The sequence below is a fragment of the Oceanobacillus polygoni genome (assembly GCF_008304605.1).
Lineage (GTDB): Bacteria > Bacillota > Bacilli > Bacillales > Amphibacillaceae > Oceanobacillus > Oceanobacillus polygoni.
In genome coordinates, this window is sequence record NZ_PIJY01000016.1 from 1 (window position 1) to 18241 (window position 18241).

Annotated in this window: 12 protein-coding genes and 3 pseudogenes; 9 read left to right on the plus strand and 6 right to left on the minus strand. The window is 36.2% G+C overall.

What is annotated here, in order from left to right; genetic code table 11:
• Window positions 1–367, plus strand: a 367-nt coding sequence (locus tag F1560_RS05530) for a Ger(x)C family spore germination C-terminal domain-containing protein (protein ID WP_281292626.1), incomplete at its 5' end; no start/stop codon positions are given.
• Between the two features lie 124 nt (window positions 368–491).
• Here F1560_RS05530 and F1560_RS05535 read toward each other — a convergent pair.
• A pseudogene (locus F1560_RS05535) lies at window positions 492–1321 on the minus strand (ATP-dependent DNA ligase).
• Window positions 1322–1859: 538 nt separating this feature from the next.
• Here F1560_RS05535 and F1560_RS05540 point away from each other — a divergent pair.
• Window positions 1860–3091 (plus strand): annotated as a pseudogene (locus tag F1560_RS05540) (IS110 family RNA-guided transposase).
• Window positions 3092–3757: 666 nt separating this feature from the next.
• Window positions 3758–3931: a hypothetical protein gene (locus F1560_RS22050; RefSeq protein WP_187773640.1), complete on the plus strand. Its 174-nt coding sequence runs from the start codon at window positions 3758–3760 to the stop codon at window positions 3929–3931.
• A 641-nt stretch (window positions 3932–4572) separates the two neighbouring features.
• Here F1560_RS22050 and F1560_RS22730 read toward each other — a convergent pair.
• The 4 genes and pseudogenes from F1560_RS22730 to F1560_RS05555 all read right to left on the minus strand — a co-directional run bounded on the left by F1560_RS22730 (window position 4573) and on the right by F1560_RS05555 (window position 7919).
• Window positions 4573–4656 carry a putative holin-like toxin gene (locus F1560_RS22730; RefSeq protein ID WP_420874424.1) on the minus strand — a complete coding sequence of 28 codons (84 nt, stop codon included), beginning with the start codon at window positions 4654–4656 and terminating at the stop codon, window positions 4573–4575.
• 146 nt (window positions 4657–4802) lie between these two features.
• Window positions 4803–6059, minus strand: a pseudogene (locus F1560_RS22735) (Y-family DNA polymerase).
• Window positions 6060–6878: 819 nt separating this feature from the next.
• Window positions 6879–7241, minus strand: coding sequence for a hypothetical protein (locus F1560_RS05550; RefSeq protein WP_149473648.1), 363 nt, complete (start codon window positions 7239–7241; stop codon window positions 6879–6881).
• A gap of 51 nt (window positions 7242–7292) precedes the next feature.
• Window positions 7293–7919 (minus strand): hypothetical protein, encoded by a 627-nt coding sequence (locus F1560_RS05555; RefSeq protein ID WP_149473649.1) that lies wholly within the window; start codon window positions 7917–7919, stop codon window positions 7293–7295.
• A 698-nt stretch (window positions 7920–8617) separates the two neighbouring features.
• Between F1560_RS05555 and F1560_RS05560 the strand changes: the two genes are divergently transcribed.
• From F1560_RS05560 to F1560_RS05580, 5 genes are all read left to right on the plus strand, one after another.
• On the plus strand, window positions 8618–8836 hold the full coding sequence (locus F1560_RS05560) for a hypothetical protein (RefSeq protein WP_095310970.1): 219 nt from the start codon (window positions 8618–8620) through the stop codon (window positions 8834–8836).
• Entirely contained in the window at window positions 8836–10341 is a 1506-nt protein-coding gene (locus F1560_RS05565) for a sodium:solute symporter family protein (protein ID WP_149473650.1), read from the plus strand. Before F1560_RS05560 ends, F1560_RS05565 begins: the two co-directional genes overlap by 1 nt.
• Window positions 10342–10362: 21 nt before the next feature.
• Window positions 10363–11985 carry an amidohydrolase gene (locus tag F1560_RS05570; RefSeq protein ID WP_149473651.1) on the plus strand — a complete coding sequence of 541 codons (1623 nt, stop codon included), beginning with the start codon at window positions 10363–10365 and terminating at the stop codon, window positions 11983–11985.
• Window positions 11982–13043, plus strand: coding sequence for a C45 family autoproteolytic acyltransferase/hydrolase (locus F1560_RS05575; protein ID WP_245347664.1), 1062 nt, complete (start codon window positions 11982–11984; stop codon window positions 13041–13043). The genes F1560_RS05570 and F1560_RS05575 overlap by 4 nt, the downstream gene beginning before the upstream one ends.
• Before the next feature lie 268 nt (window positions 13044–13311).
• Window positions 13312–14802, plus strand: coding sequence for an amidase (locus tag F1560_RS05580; RefSeq protein ID WP_149473652.1), 1491 nt, complete (start codon window positions 13312–13314; stop codon window positions 14800–14802).
• A 158-nt stretch (window positions 14803–14960) separates the two neighbouring features.
• Here F1560_RS05580 and F1560_RS05585 read toward each other — a convergent pair whose 3' ends face one another.
• Entirely contained in the window at window positions 14961–16586 is a 1626-nt protein-coding gene (locus F1560_RS05585) for a PucR family transcriptional regulator (RefSeq protein ID WP_149473653.1), read from the minus strand.
• Between the two features lie 218 nt (window positions 16587–16804).
• Here F1560_RS05585 and F1560_RS05590 point away from each other — a divergent pair, with 218 nt between their 5' ends.
• Window positions 16805–18160, plus strand: a complete 1356-nt coding sequence (locus tag F1560_RS05590; RefSeq protein ID WP_149473654.1) for an aspartate aminotransferase family protein — start codon at window positions 16805–16807, stop codon at window positions 18158–18160.
• Window positions 18161–18241: the final 81 nt, after the last annotated feature.

Sequence of the window (18241 nt, forward strand, 5' to 3'; positions counted from 1 at the left end):
CGGATCCGTCAGCTATAATGTAAAAAGCGTATCAAGAAAACTTAAGCTGGAAAAAGAAGAAAAGGTACATGCTGATATTATGCTGCAATTGGACGTAGAGATTGTTGACTATCCTCCAGACCATTTAGATAAGCAGGAAATGATCAATTTTTTGGAAAATCGATTATCAAAGATTCTCACTGAAAAAGCGGATGCTCTGTTCAAAAAACTTGCAGCTAATCAAAGTGACTTACTTGGATTAGGCAGAGAACTCATTGCCTTTCATCCATCTATATGGAAAGAAATAAGGGGAGAAAATTATTATGAGCATATCCTTGTTAATCCAAAGGTAAAAGTCAATGTTAGTAGTAGTGGAATCATTTTGTGATTACTGAAGTTGATCACCTTTTTCTTTCTGCTATTATTTTTTGACCTATTTCTATTAGACTTCTATTCATAACAGCGATACAACGGAGACACAGTCATAAAGAAAGAGCATATGTATGCCCTTTCTAAGAAACAAATTTATGGAAGGATGGTATTCTTAATTTATTAGTACTGGTCCAGTTACGAAACTTCACATTACAAGGAATCCCTTGATTAAACCGTATAATTTTATCGGTTTCTTTCACACCGTTATTTTCCACTTCTCTATAAATCCTTTTTCTTTCATTAACAGGTGCAAATTCCATTAATCCAATTGCCTTCCCGTCTTCCATAGAGTTTAATAAGAAAGAACGGTCTTTTTTAACCATTCCAGTTACCATTACATCAATGTATTTATAATTGATCACCTTTAACCATTGATCAGAGCGTTTGTTTATCTGGTACTTAGATCCCTTCCGTTTCAGGACAATTCCTTCTAGGTCTTGACCCTCTACCAAATGGAAATAAGGTACTCCATTCCCTTCAATCCACTGGACCTGTACAATCCGTTCAGAATTGAATTCCAACTGATTCAGTATATCTTTACGTTCGATAAGTGGTAGAGGATGTAATCTTTTCACCAGCATAATACATAACATCGAATACACAAAACTGAATTTGATGTTGGCTCTTTTTGCTTTTAAATCGTTCCATCATTGCTTCGAAATTAGGTGCTCCATTTACTCCAGGTACAATAAGTTCTCCATCTAGAACTGTTCCATCTGGTATATCCAGACCTTCATATATTTCAGGAAACATTGCTATTACTTCGTTATTATGTCGCGTATATAAGCGTATTTTTGTTGTTGAATTTAGAGAGTATTAGACGAATTCCATCAAATTTGAGTTCGGTGATATATACCTCCGAGACGAATGGCTCTGATACTCTTTCCAGTAACATCGGATTTATAAACATACGTACTACTTCAACTCTATTGTAACAACTATACAAGTGGTCCGAAACAAAATATCAATGGTGAGATATCCAGTTATTGCTAATCGTTCTTTGAATTATAAAACAAAGCACCTACTAGGGTGATTTTATGTATGAATTTTTAGTTAGCTTAAGCTAATATTTTACTTAAGTAAATGTTCTCGGCAACAGAAAAAATAGGAACATGTTTAATTGGAAAAACATTGAGATTCAGTACCTTTAGAATAAAGTTTAAAAAGTAATCCTTATTTCACTAAAGCACCATTTCGTATTATAAGGTTAACCAGTTGCTAAATATTTCTGGTTGACCTTATTTTATATGGTCTTATGATTACATTGTAGCCGGGGCAGAACGGAAGCACCAGTGGGACTTGTGATCTCGTCAACTAAACTGTTCGCCCCCTACTTGTAGAAACATGATTGAGGCTGGTTGGGACAAAGATCTCGTATAACAAGCGAAGCTATGATACTGCAAGAAGGATAGGGGTACCGGCAAATACTTCTTAGGAGGAGATAATGAATGAATCCAGTTGTTGGTCTGGATGTAGTTAAAGGAGAAAGTCAGGTTCAAGGTTTTCAAGATAAAAAGAAACCTTATAAAGCTAGTTTTAAAGTTTCGCATACCTTGGAAGAATTAGAAACGTTGCTTCACTTTTTAATTGAAATTGAAAATATAGCTGGGGTAAGACCTTCAGTCGTACTCGAATCTACTGGACATTATCATACACCGGTAATTCAGTATGTAGATAAACATGGTTACTTGGTAATCATTGTTAATCCTTTAATTTCTTATAGGGCAAAGAGTTCCAGTTTACGTAAGGTGAAAACTGACGTTATTGACGCAAGACACCTCTGCGAGCTGTACTATAAAGAAGAGTTGGAACCACAAAAGAAACGTGGTATACACCTATTAAACTTACGGAATCTTACAAGACAACATGACAATATCACAAGTATATATGTACAAACTAAATTACAATTTCATTCTGTGTTGGATCAGGTATTTCCTGAATATCGTGGGGTTTTTGGGGATTTATATTCTAGTGTTTCTTTATTCACTCTCTTAGAATACCCAACATCTAAAGATGTTTTAGAAATAGATAAAGGGACCTTAGATAAGAAAATTCATGAGTTCTGTCCAAGTCGTTCAGTGAAATGGGCAGAATCAAAGGCTGAAAAGCTCATAGCTGCAGCGATCCGAAATCCATTTCAGGAAACACTTTATCAGAGTCATATCTTGAGCATAGAAGAAATGTATATAAAAATGCTTATGGAATACCAAAAGCACCTATCCAAACTTGAAGATAAAAAAGATGCTTTGGCAAATGAAATAGAAGAATTCAAGCTTCTCCAATCTATCCCCGGTATTGGTGAAAAAATCGCTGCAACGATTATTTCAGAAATTGGGGAGATAGATTTGTTTGATAATCCTAAAAAGCTAGTCGCTTTTGCCGGTATAGACCCAAGTCTCTTTGAATCCGGACGATTTAAAGGAACCGTAAATCGTATTACTAAAAGAGGATCTAGCCGACTAAGACATGCCTTATTTATGGCAGTACGCTCTGCAATCCGTGATTCTCGCAAACAGAAAACAACTGATGAAATCATCCCGCGTAATAAGAAGTTACGAGCATTTTATGATAAAAAACGAGAAGAAGGAAAGCCTTATAAAGTAGCCATAATTGCATGTGCAAACAAGCTATTAATTGGATTTACGCATTATTAAAAAGCAATACAACCTTCCATGAGTGACGATTTTGAAATGATTTTAGGCCGTAAACCAATGGCATTAAAAGAAGCTTTAAAAGAAATTTATAAAAAGTAATTGTATAATCTAATAATTTAGAAATATCGTCATTCTCTCTAAAATACAGTGAGAATGGTCGTTTAATTAACGACACTGAAAAGATTCATATAATATACAAAATAAAAATTAATAACGTTACCAAATGCAAGTTTGAGGGCATAAGAAAAATCGGTAAACGTTGTTGTAGCAGCGTTTACCGATTTTTTATTGGAACATTGTTTATACGGGATTATATACAAGTCGCTGAAACGTTACTAAAGCAGCTTTTATACTTGCTGAGCGAGTTCTTTAATTTGCATAAAAACTTGTATAGCAAATCTTTTATCGTTATAAATCTGCATCTTTTCTAACACTCCCCAAGAAAAAATGTTGAGCCAGACATAGTTTTTACCACAGAATGACACGGAATATACCAGTAAATGACAGGTGATTACCACCTCACATTTTAGGTGGTACATTTCAGTGGCTGTAATCACTAATGAAATGGATGATGTATTCTATTGATCATACATCAAGACAACAAGGATGGGACATATTCAATCGTATATGCTTGAATATGTCATAGTAAGAGTGAAATACGAAGTGGATATAAATATGAGGAGAGAAAAATAATGAAAGAAGTTGAATATAAGCTCTTTTATAAACCGAGCGGAACAGTTTGGAAACATTTTTATTTAAATGCTAAAAATGATGGGGAAGCTAAAATTGAAGCAAAGGAAGAAATGGAAAGTTTCAATATAGTAAGGTATGGAGTTGAAAAAATAACTAAGGAAAGAATCTTGTAGTTAGAGGGAGCGAATAAATAATGATAAATCGATACACCCGCAAACTTTTACTTTTGTGGGTGTTTGTATATTCCGATTATCTGTTATAAAAGCATAATATATCTAAAGGGGAATTATTTATGTCAAATGAAGAATTAATGCAGCTGCTGAATTCGAAGGGACAGCAACATTAAAAGAAAATCAAAGAGCAGGTTTTACAAAGACTGGTTTTAGTAAAGCGGGCTTCGCTTCATGTTCTCGCTACAACATTTGCTTATATGGGAAGAGGAAATGCTATTATGAAGATATTGATCCAGAGGTAAAGAAGCATTGCTTTTGTTATCAACGTAATAAATCAAAAGATAATGATACGGTTGAACCATTAGTTGAAATAAACTTTGAAAAAGAAGTTGTATCTGAAGTTGTGCAACTTAGTTTGTTTTAAAAAAAATTATAAATAAGACTGTAAGTGTATTCTTATAGTCTGTTTTGTTTTCATTTAGACAAAAATGGGGTATACTATAGATAGATATTCATAAGATAATAAAAACCGCTTGGTGCTAGGAACACCAAACGGTTTGGTGCAATAGCCCTTCAAGGGGGCGACTCGCTAAATAAAGCGGATTAAATAACCACCCTATTAGCTGCCAGGCTCAGGGTGGTTATTTTTTATGATTAAATGACAGTATCGTCACGATCAGCGTACTGAAAGAAATCATAACTACGAGGGACTCGTAAACTGTCATTGGCAACACCCCCTTTCTACAAAGGGAGAGAGCCACCACCCATGAAAAACCTTATGCACTTAAATTTATTATATCACGTCTTTAGGATTCCTTATACTATAAATGGATAACCTCAATACCCTTGCGAAGAATACTAAGTTAGGACATCAAGCATAGTGTCCACCAATCTTTTTGCTCCGTTCTAGTGTTACTCCTGCATCTGTATAGCTGGAGGCACGAAGAATAGCAGTAGAACCATACTTATCTCTAACGGCATCCATTACATACCCTATATCATTTTTCTTCGTACGGTCTTCAAATAAATCAAGTTGTATATCCACATCTTCTTTATCGTGTAGCTTCGTTAATCCAACGTGCACATGCCGAATCTTGCTTTGACCATCATAAAATTCATGGAATAACTGTATGCAGACGTCGTACATATCCATGGTCACGTTGGTGGGAATATCAATGGATCTCGAACGAGAAAATCCACCAGCTGTGTTTCTGGAGTAAGAAATACCGAGCTGTATGGTTCTTCCAGCTTTACCTGCAGTACGTGCCCTGCGACATGCTTCTTCGCATAAATCAAGAATACAGGTAGCCACATCTTCTTTCGAGTAGTCACGCAAGAGTGCTATTCCATGCCCGAAGCTCTTTTGTTCATGTTTGGTGAAGTCGCCAAAAACAGGGCTTAAGTCGATCCCCCATGCGTGCCAGTATAATTGCTCCCCCATGACACCGAAACGCTGTTGCAGACGTTCAAATTTATAATTTGCGATTTGACCGAGAGTGACAATCCCCATGCGGTGCAAGTTTTTCATCATACGGTGACCAATCCCCCAAATATCTTGTACAGGGAATGGCCATATTTTTTCGGCTACGTCCTCGTATTTACATTCCGCAATCCTTGTCTTTTTGGCGTGCAAATCCATGACAACCTTTGCGAGAAACTTATTATCACCAATTCCAATAGAGCATGTGATACCGAACCGGTCTAATATATCTTTCTGTATCTTTCGGGCAATCTCCCAGCGATTCCCGAAAAGCCGCTCTAGGCCGTTAATTGTCACCCATAGCTCGTCTATGGAATATTAGTGTATCGCCTCCGGTGGAGCGTAATCATGTAATAGTTTGGTTATCTCTATGGATGCTTTTAAGTAGTCCCCCATATGTGCGGGTACAACAATAATATTAGGGTCGTTGGGTAATTCGTAATAACGACTTACGTTACTGATTCCGTACCGCTTTTTAAGGGCGGGAGATGCAGCAAGTACAATACTCCCTGGGCGGTTAAGGTCACCAACAACAGCAAGCATGACTTTCATCGGGTCTTTGCCCAATTTCATAGCCTCTAAGCTTCCATAAAAGGATCTCATATCGATACAAAGTATATCATTACGCGGATAATTCGAATAATCCACTTGCATTCACCTCACATTTTCATTCATTTTTGGAACGTTTGTTCTTATTATATGCAAGAAAATGTAAATTATCAATGTCAATAAATAGCAGTAAATACGTATTTTTTAATATTACTAGTAAGGTGTTGGGAAAACATTCAATAACATTTACTCTTAATTTAAGATTACAAAGTCCGATATTAATATTGGTAGACGTATGAAATTGGTAATTATAAGTAATTCTATTCATTTTAGTATTATTGGAAACAATATTTGGAATGCCGTTCGGAGGCAAAATATTTTCCTCTTTTTTATGCATTAGGGAATATAATTGCTGGTGACATGTCTACGGTGTGGTTGAAGAAAAGGGGATTCGTAAACGAACTGCTGAAGTATCATTAGTGGCCTTTATAATTAGATTAGCATTCTGTGATTTTTCCGATAAATGTACGCAGAGTAAACTTATATCTAAATTATTAATTAAGATTTCTGGTTTTTTGGAGTCAGGTATATATTTCCTATAACTAACAAGGTGTTCAGTTCTGTCTTCCTTTGAAACTTTGAAACCATTAACAAGAAAATAATGAGCCATAATACAATTCCTCCTTAAACTATTTTAAAGCTTTTTACATATTATAGCTCTTTTCGGGTTAGTATCCTTTTTCTCACTACTACTTAGTTTCTATTGTCTTAATCCCATTGTAGATATTGCTATCCCCAAAGAAATGAAAGTTAGATAATCTGTGTTTAAGTTTTCGACTCTATCACTAATAAAAGGGTGCGTTACCATCAAAATAATAATTATAAAGCAAGATACGGCTATAAATGAACAAATATTGATTATTTTTTTGCTCGTTCTGAAAAATCAGCTATATCCAATAGATCCCTAAAAGTAATATAAACAGCAGCTGCAGCTATGGCAATAATAAACGGCTTATAAATGAATTTATTATTTTCTTCCCATAATCCTCCAGCAAAAGTGATAACTGATATTATAAGGATTAAAAAACCAATTATAACTAAGTAGTTACCATTATTTATTAAAGAAAGCAAAGCTTCAATATCGGCATAGAGTAATGCAAAAAATACAAAGAAGGATAGGTAAACTTCAATACCAATACCTTCATTTATGAAACTTAAAATGAACATAAGAGCAATATAAAATATCATAATCGCTATGAATCTACCAAAAGGTCTCTTCAAATTAAAACTCCCTTTTAAAAATAATTAATCTTGAATCAGTAATCGGAAGTATTAGCGTTTTCGCAATAAATTCCTTATATATAATCTAGTTCTTGTAGATAAAGGAGGCGGTAGAAACAGTTTTAATTGACTTTCCATTAAATAAAACTCCGTTAGCCATTCAGGTAATGACTCTCCTATATTTGACTCTTTCCATAATCGAGTGCGTTCTAAAGCTAAGTCTGCACTCAATCTAACCCATCGATAGCAATCATAACGACTTTCATCCCAATAATGATACTCTTTTTCTTCATGTGTATATGAGTAGGTAAATTCTTTAAAAAACGGCATTTCCTTACCAAAATGGCTGCAATTACGTACCCATACTTTAGTGTCTCCCGGTAATAGAGCCAAATTCAATTGTTCTTTACTCCTCATTGATAAGGCACCGGTCACACTAACCAAATCCTTATTAAAATTATCAAGAAAACAAAAACATCCAGACCAGTTATAATCATTAAATTCAGGCTTATGTAATCTTGCTTTAGGAATAGACTGGTTAACACTAAATAAGTCTGTAACTTCTACATTAATAAATTCGAATACATGATGAAAAGCTTTTGATGTGTTAGGCTTACAGTAGAAACCTGCATCATCAAAACGATAGATTTTAACATAGCTGTTATTCATAAATTTCATTTGTTTAACTCCAATTCCTAGACTGATTTCACATCATACTTCAGTTCAAAAGAAAAGTATTCCTAAATATAGAATAATTATTTAGTAGTGTTTTAGCAAGAGATCGTAAATTTTTCTGTGATTTAAATGAAAAGGTTTGGACAGATTGTAACATAACGAACTAATATTTTTTACACTGTGATTAATGCAATCGCTTACAACAATAACTATAATTATAAATATTCTATTAATTATAACAAAATTAAGGAGGAATGACTAAAAGTATATCGCTAGTATAAAGACTTTTGAGCTGGAATGGTTCTAAGAAGGTATAGAAAACTCTTGATCAATGACAACTAATAATTATAATGAACTCCCTAACAACCATCCTGTACCACTTGATGATGGTGCATGTAATGATTTAAAAGGTTTGGCCTTATCGAATTCTCTAAACCTGCCACTATTTGAGGTGTCCTATGTCACTTAATAAAAGAGTTATACTTATCATTCAAGATGGAACAATTGAAAAAGTATTTTATCCTGTTTTTCCCCAGATAAAAATATAGACGAAGTAATTGAATATCTATCTTCTAATTGAAGAAAAGTAATTATTGTAACTTTGTAGGATGATAGAATAATGAACAATATGCTGATATGTACTTCTGGCACTCCTCATCTAGTTAGATATTAATTAAATTTCAATCCAAGGAGGTACTACTATGAAAGCTACATTTAAACTTCCAAAAACAAAAAAAGGTTGGTTTGGTGTAAGTCTAATAGCTATTATTATTTTGTTAGGAGGCTGGCCAATCATAAATATATTTAATCAAGAAATTATTGTGTTTGGGCTACCTTTAATTATGGTCTGGTCTATTTTGATTATCTTCTTAACAACTTTCTCCATGGCATTCATTAATAAGATTGGAGGGGTCGATTGATGGTTGCGTACATCCCCTTTATAATAACCGTTGCTTATATATTCATAGCTGTTATTTTAGGATTTTTTGCTGGAAAAGGGAAAAACATGGATAACGTGGAAGAATGGGGGGTTGGCAGCAGGAGTATGGGTCCGATTATGATGTACTTATTAATCGGGGCAGGCGGAGTAAGTGCTTATACGTTTATGGGTTCTCCTGGTTGGGCATATTCAAAGGGAGTCCCTGCGCTATATGTTGTTGTTTATTTAACGTATATGGCAATACTTGCTTGGTATTTTGGACCGAAAGTTTGGGAATTAGGTAAAAAATACAATCATGTCACCCAGTCCACTGCCATATCTGATCGTTATGAAAGTAAAGTTTTAGGTGGTATAGCATCTATTGTTACCTCAATTGGTGTTTTAGCATATGCAGTAATTCAAACAACTGGTGCAGCTTATATTCTAAATGTCATGAGTTATGGATTAATTCCTACTTGGGTTGGTGTCTTTTTATCCCTGGGTGCAATTTCAATCTATCTATATAAAAGCGGACTTAAAGCAATTGGTGTAACAAACGCATTTCAAGGAGCCTTAATGTTATTTGTATCCTTCTTTGTTGGATTATGGGCAACGAAGCAATTTACTGGTGGTTATTCATTTGCACCAATTTTTGAGCGCGTAAAAGAGGATATTCCGCAGTTTTTAACACTTCCTGGTGCATTGGGTGATATGAATGCTACGTTTTGGACAACATCAATTTTAATATCTTTCTTTTCCATTTGGCAAACACATTGGATCCAGTGGATGGGAGCTGATTCAAAAAAATCTATCAGAAAATCTGCAACTTTACTACCTACATTTTATGTTGTACTAATTCCAATGATCGTTGTAGGCTTTATTGGGGTCTTCATGTATCCTAATATCGGCACACCAGATCAAGTTGCTATTCAACTCGCAGTTGATACGATGCCCGCAGTCGTTGCCGGTCTACTAGGTGCTGGAACACTTGCTGCAGCAATGTCCTCTAGTGAACCTTGTGTTCATGCAACTGCACTTAGTTATAGTAAAGATGTATTGCAACCGCTCTTTAAATGGGATGAGGAAACAACAGGGAAATGGACAAGACGATTAATATTCCCAATTATGGCATTTATTATTGCGCCAATTTCTATTCTGGAACCTGCAAGTCTAGTATATATTCTACTAATTGGATATGGATTTATTGCACAGGCATTCCCAGCAATTATTGGTATTTTCCTATGGCCAAGAGCTACCAAACACGGTGCTTTCTGGGGGATATTAGCAGGTTTCATTATAACGGTAATCTTTTCATTTGTAATTCCTCATCCATTAGATATACATGCTGGTATTTGGGGATTAGCTGCAAACACTGTAATCTTTGTTGTTGCTTCATTAATTACTCAACCCGTATCTAGAGAGACAATTGAACGTTTCTTTCCTGACATGGTTGATGAACTTTACGAGGATGAAGCACCACCATCATTACGTGTTGAAATAAAATAAATACTACAGGAGGGTCTTTACATGGAAAAGCAATATCTTCTTATTAACGGAGAAATTATTACAGTAAACGAGAGAGACCAAATAGCTGAGGCGGTTGCTGTAAAGGGAAACAAAATTATTGCAGCTGGCTCCAATAAAACTATATTACAATTAAAAGAGGACAACAGTGAAATAATCGATTTAAAGGGAAAAACACTTATTCCTGGACTTATAGATTCTCATTTGCATATATCAATGTACGGAACAAATAGTTTATCGATTTCGTGTAAAAGCGAAAGTATTAAATCAATTGATGATTTACTGAGGGAAATCAAAGCAAAGGTTAGTAAAACACCACAGGGAGAATGGATTAGGGCATGGGGATATAATGAGCAAACCATTGCGGACAAACGTTTTCCAACAAGAGAAGAACTAGATGCTATTACGACTGAGCATCCTATCATGATTACGAGAACATGTGGTCATATTTCAGTCGTTAATAGTCAAGCACTTCAAATTGCAAAGTTTGACAGAAATACACCAGACCCTGATGGGGGAAAGTTTGATCGCAATGCTGATGGTGAGCTAACTGGATTATTACTTGAAAATGCACATATGAAGATGTTTTCGATTGCATCTTTTTCAGAGGAAGAACTAACGAATGCACATAAAGTCGCTTCTGAACATTTTGCAGAAAAAGGAATTACATCCATTCACGATGCTACTGGCTATGGTCTAGATAATCTCAGATCTCTGCAAGCTGATAGTAAAAACGGCGTGATAAAACAAAGAGTTTATGCTATGGTTGGTGCTCTAAATGATGCTCAAGAGGTTGTCAAGCATATGGTTGAGGCTGGAATCTATACTGGCTTAGGAGATGATAAATTCCGAATCGGTCCTGTAAAACTTTTCCTTGATGGTAGCAGTAGTGGACCAACCGTTTGGACTCGCGAAGGCTACACAAGTGATTCAAATAATTATGGAATACATTATTTCTCGCAAGAAGAAGTAGACGAACTATTTATACCTGCTCACGAAAAAGGATGGCAAATTACTGCCCATGCGCAAGGGGATGCTGCAATCGATATGCTTTTAAAAACGATTGAAAAAGCAAATGAATTACATCCACGAGAAAATACGAGACATCGGATTGAACATGCAGGAATTGCAACACCTGACTTAATTGAACGAATGAGAAAACAAAATGTCGTACCAATTCCTAATCCAGCTTTCCTCTTTGAGTATGGTGATGGTTATGTTAAAAATTATGGTGAAAGAGCCAATTCGATGTACCCAATGGGTGATTATCAACAGGCAGAAATTCCTGCAGCAATCGCTTCTGATTGCCCAGTAACAGACTTTAATCCAATGCGTGGTATCCATGCTGCTATGACCCGGAAATCAAACTCAGGTCAGGTTATCGGTGAAGATAAAACAGTGTCTCTACACCAAGCAATTCGTATGTATACATTAAACGGAGCCTACGCATCATTTGAAGAAAACATGAAAGGAAGTATTGAAACTGGTAAACTTGCTGATTTAGTATTACTCGATCGTTCGATTTTAAATGCAGATATCGATGAGATACCAGATGTCCAAGTAGAATGGACGATGATTGATGGAGATATCGTATATAGAAATTCTAAGGTTGGTGTCCAAGCATGAGTGGATTGCTATCGAATGTAGATACCGTTCATACTCTATCAGGAACACCCTATGAAATAGGATTTGAACATGGAAGCCTCGCAAAAAAGCAGGTGCACAGCAGCATACAAACGTATGAAAAGCTGTTTAAAGAAACATCTGGAATTTCTTGGAAGGAAGCATGTGATAAAGCATTATTACATGCTACCGCAATTGAAAAATATCATGCAAACTACATGAAGGAGATGGAAGGATTAGCTAAAGGAGCAGCAGTACAATTTGAAGACATACTTGCACTGAACGCTAGAAGTGAGATTGCATTAAGCACCGCACCAGATGGTTGTACTTCTTTTGCATTAACGAAACCGAAAACTTCTAAAACATGGTTAGCACAAAACTGGGATTGGAAAGGTGCACAAATAGACTCTTTAGTTCACCTTGAAATTCAGCAAGACAATATGCCAACAGTACAAATCGTTACAGAAGCTGGAATTATTGGGAAAATCGGTTGCAACAGTGCCGGTGTTGGTGTGTGTCTCAATGCATTAGTAACCAATACATGGCAACCCAAAGTCCCTATTCATTTAGGGTTAAGAGCTATTTTAGAATCGGAATCATTTGAAGAAGCTATCTCTAAAGTCGATCGTAATCAAATGGCATCTCCTGCACATTTTTTAATCGCATCGAAGTCGGGAAATGCAGCAAGCTTGGAAGTTTCACCAATTCATACCGCAAGAATGGAAGCAACAAATGGGACGCTTGTCCATACCAATCATCTCTGTTCAACGGAAATGAGAGACTTAATTAGGGAAGAGGTAGTACCAAACTCTTACAATCGATTTGATACAATACGTAACCAAGTGAAAGATTTAAAAGAAAAAGATTTAGAAGCCGAAGATCTATTTCACTTCCTATCCAATCATGAAAATTATCCGAATTCTATTTGTAGCCATGTTACGAACGATACAAACGAAGAAACTGCCCTAGTGGGGATGGAAACCGTGTTTAGTATCGTTATGAATTTAACAGATAATAAGTTATCCTGGATAAAAGGGAAACCATGTAATCGTATTAAATAATAAGAAGGAGGATGCATAATCGATCTTCTGGTTATGCATCATTATTGTTACTTTTTACTCAATATAAGGTTAATGGTGTTATGTACACTTCGCATGAAAATTTTCGAATTATTAGACATATTGTAAAATGCAAATTAAATTAATCTCTTGTAGGATAGGAATAACAATAGATTTGTACTGTTTTTTATGAAATCGCTTTATGGAATGATGATTAATTCTAACCATGTACAACTATCCAATCAGAGCGGGTTTAAAGGGGAGAAATTTTATGGAAAAAGTGATGAACTGGGATGAATGGGCTGATCTTGATGCCATCGGTCTTGCTGAATTAGTAAAGAATGGACAAATTTCTTCGCAAGAGGTGGCCAAGCAGGTTACCGTTGCTATCAAAGCCTTAAATCCTGAAATTAACGCTGTTATTGAGATTTTTGATGATGCGGTCCATGACCCTATGAAAGATGGAACGAATCCGGACGGAGTATTCGCGGGAGTACCTTTTTTAATGAAGGATTTAGGCCCAACTGTCAAAGGGCGTCTGCAGGAGATGGGTTCTCTTTTTATGCAAGGAAATCGTTCTAAAGCCGACAGCTTCCTGACCGAGCAGATTCGTAAAGCGGGTCTTAATATTATAGGCAGAACGACAACACCAGAGTTTGGGCTCTGCAGTTCTGCCGAGAATCCAGCAGTCTATGTTACACGAAATCCTTGGAATCTAGACTATACAACCTGTGGCTCTTCTGCTGGTACAGCAGCTGCAGTCGCGGCAGGTATCATACCTATCTCTCATGCGACGGATGGTGGTGGCTCGATTCGAATTCCCGCGGGTGTAAATGGAAACATCGGTCTAAAGCCGTCTCGTGGTGTTTTTTCAGTCGCACCTTATGGTTCAGACTTGATGGGAGCTGTTTCTGCTCAAGGTTGCATTACACGCACAATCCGTGACACCGCTGCCTTTGTGGACAGCTGCAGAGGTGGAGCTCCTGGAGAGTTCATGCCATATTGGATGCCAACGGAACCGTACGCTGAGCTTATCCGTCGGGATCCAGATAAACTACGTATCGCGGTTTCGCATGAGTGGGGGGACTACCGGGCCACACCGGAAATTGTTGCAGAACTGGAACGGTCAGCACGTTTTCTTGAGAAACTTGGTCATCATGTCGAGTGGGTTATTCCTGATATTGATTTCCAAACTGCTTACGGTGCGCAGACTTCATGCTATATCATGAATTTTTCACAAGTAATTGCAGATTTGTTGGAGCAAAAAGGATTAGAACGCCCACCTGTCGATTTGATCGAATCAATGTGTACTAAAGTATGGGAAGAAGGACGTATTGCTTCCTATACGGACCGCGCAAAAATGCAAGCTGCCTTTAATCGTACTTCCCGTAAATTGGGCACCTTCTTTGAGGACTGGGATATCATCTTAACCCCAACAATGGCATTACCTACACCGAAGATTGGAACGAAGGAATATTTGACTACTAGTGATAACCCATCTGTTCATGATTGGTTTGAGAATCTTTGGAGCATATTTGCTTATACTTCGATTGCTAATCTTTGTGGACTTCCAGGCATTTCGTTACCGATGGCTGAGCTTAAAAACGGGCTCCCATTAGGAATTCACGCGCTTGCACGACAAGGAAATGATGGATTGCTTCTGCAACTGGGTGCACAGATCGAACGAGCATTGGATGGAAAATGGAACCATGGCAGACGACCTGATGTTCACGTGACGTCAATTAAACTAAACGTACGGTAAGCAGGTTGTACCGTTTAAACAAAGAAGGTTTTAAAAAAATAAGCGTGATACCTTTACCAATTGCACATCCATTCTGGTAGGTATCACACTTATTTTTTCTTCTTAGAGTCACCTCTACTACGAGCCGTCTTATCATTTACATGGATAGATCCCTTATATTAGTTATTATTACTGTAATTCAACATTTCATAGGCACTTACTGCTAGTTCAATTGCCTGCCGATTGGTAGGTTCCATAAAATCATCTCCAAGTAACTCTTTTATTTTTTCCAAACGGTGATACAGTGTTTGACGTACGATATAGAGACGATCAGAGGTTTCTTTTTTGGATCCCATGGTATCAAGAAATATGGAAAGCGTTAAAAGTAAGTTACTCTTCGTTTTTTGTTCATATTCTAATAAAGGACCCAAATACTCTGATACGTATGCTTCTAACTCACCTTGATTAAGCTTTGATAATAAACGATAAACTCCAATTTCTTCATAGAATAAAGCATTCAAAATCTGCCTTTTCTGGATAAAGAGTACCTCATTTGCTTCATGATAGCAGCTATCCAATTTCGCGTACTCTTTTTGGAGACTGCTTATCCCGATACCATAATCATTCCCATGGAAAATGTTCTTTTCATAAATGTTGTGAATTTCTTTCGTTACTAAAGAAAAACTATCAATATCTTTTTTTGTATTGCTATTTTTATAGAAAGAGGCTATTACTGCAATTTTATTTTTGGTGACAGACATAGCAGGAAAGAAACCATATTTTTTAAATATTGATCTCAGAATAATAGACTGCTGGAGCTTTATCTCTTCCCAATCTTCTTCTTTCATGTTTTCTTTAAATGAATTATTTTCAATAAGAATCAGTCTATAATAACAATTTTTAGCTGGAGCTGGCAGGAATTTATGTGCAATAGAAGATTCATATTCCTCACCATGTAGTAACTTTTGAACAATTTCCTCTTCTTGGTTTTGTTTTCTTTCTTCAATTGTTCTGTTTCGAAGTAAGATTTGTGCAATTGCTAGGGAAGCACGATCCAATACTGAAAATGAAAACTCGTCCAACTCATTTTCTCTTTTTTGTAAACAGAGATTTCCCCATGAGTGACCAAGCCCTTTGATCGGAAAAGCAGTGTAATATTCATGATCCAATAGAAGATCTTTGTATGGTTCCATTTTTATAGAGTTGTTCATCAGCGCATGCATAAATTCTGTACGTTCTTTAAGTTTAAGTGGATAGTAAAATATCTTTTTATCATCGGTAATAAGTAAAACAGTAGTATGAAAGAGATCATATAGCTTTTTTAGGATTTTTAAAATACCGTTTGGTTCCAAGGATAATTCATTAAATTGATTAGAAAGAACATGGAGGTGTTTCAGCATTTGATGATGACTATTAATAATAATAGTATGTAAATCTTGGGTGATATCTACAAATTTGACGATTCGTTCAAATGCTATAATAGGAAAATGATGTTGATTAGCAAATTCAATAATTGCAGGATCTACCGATTTCACATGTGTTCCAAGTTCGATGCAAATTCCTGCAACATCTCTCTCGATTAATTTTTTAATTTTAGGTATTCCAGCCGAAGAGTCAAATTGGATGTTAGAGCCTGTAGTAAGAATTAATTCCCCGCCATTTATAAACGAATCAAACGCTTCCATTTCTAAAATATGTGTCCATTTGATTTCACGATTTTCTCCTGTTTCTCCTGCAATTAATATCGCGTGTTTAAATATGTCTCTGTTTAATATAGCTTTTATGGTTACTTTCCAATCTTCCATGGACTGCCCTCCAGATTGTAAAATAAAAAGTTGAACTATTTTACCTTATGTAAAATGCTTTTTTTGAATAAACAATATAAAATAATTATGTAATAGAAAGAAAGTTATGTCAAACTTAATAATTTAGACTTTTGTAGAAGGAAACAAATAGCATCATGAAGTACAAGGTGGACATTTCGTTAAAAAGATAAATTAAAAAGTGGAAGGAGAAGGTAAAAATGGAAACGCTTCAAAAACAATCACTAGTTGAAAAAGACCGTCAAAATGTTTGGCATCACATTTCACCTTATAGTAAGGAAAGTTCTCCAATGATTGTGGAGGAAGGGAAAGGTTCTTGGATTACGGATCATGAAGGAAACAGGTACTTGGATGGAATGTCTGGATTATGGTGTGTCAATGTTGGATATGGACGTGAGGAATTAGCGCAGGCTGCTTATGAGCAGGTAAAAAAAATGGCTTACACTCCAATGACACAAAGCCACGTTCCAGCAATTCAGTTAGCAGAGAAATTAAATGAAATGCTTGACGATGAGTATATGATTTTCTACTCGAATAGCGGTTCAGATGCCAATGAGGTGGCATTTAAGATTGCCCGTCAATATCATCAACAGAATGGCGATACAAACCGTTACAAAATTCTTTCGCGCTACCGTGCTTATCATGGAAGCTCGATGGGAGCTTTATCTGCAACAGGGCAAGCATTAAGGAAATATAAGTATGAACCACTCTCTTCCGGATTCTTACATGTTGCACCACCGGATAACTATCGAAAACCAGAAGGAATTTCTGTCGAGCAATATAATTTACAAAAAGCGAAAGAAATTGAAGAAACGATTATCTGGGAGCAAAAGGAAACGATTGCCGCGGTTATTATGGAACCACTAATTACTGGTGGCGGTGTATTAATTCCTGATCCTGTTTATGTGGAAGAGGTTGAGAGAATTTGTAAGCGTCACGGAGTACTCCTGATAATTGATGAAGTAATATGTGGATTTGGAAGAACAGGTAAATCTTTTGGACACAAGCACTTTAATATAAAGCCAGATATGATAACGATGGCAAAAGGTTTAACAAGTGCCTATTTACCGCTATCTGTAACCGCAGTTCGAAAGGATATTTACGAATCATTTAAAAGCAATGAAGATAATAGTCATTTTCGTCATGTGAATACATTTGGTGGCAATCCAGCTGCATGTGCAGTAGCATTAAAAAATATTGAAATTATGGAAAGAGAAAATTTAGTTGACCGCTCTGTAGAATTAGGGGAGCGTTTGCTAAATGGGTTAGATGAGTTGAAAGATTATGGTTATGTTGGGGATATACGCGGAGTTGGTTTAATCGCTGGAATCGAAATTGTTGAGGATAAGCTGACAAAGGAACCAGGCTCGAAGGAACGTGTAGGTAAACTGATTGCGGATTGTAAGGACAGGGGATTAATTATTGGCAAAAATGGAGACACGGTTGCTGGATATAATAATATCTTGACACTTAGTCCTCCATTATCCTCTACAGATGAAGATATTGATTTTATAATTTCTGTTTTACGAAAAGTATTTAGTGAGAATGAGGCATAAATAAGGTAGCTATGTACTGAAATCAGATATACTATCGATCATATATGTAAGATGCAAAAATGATAGACTTGGTGGAAACTA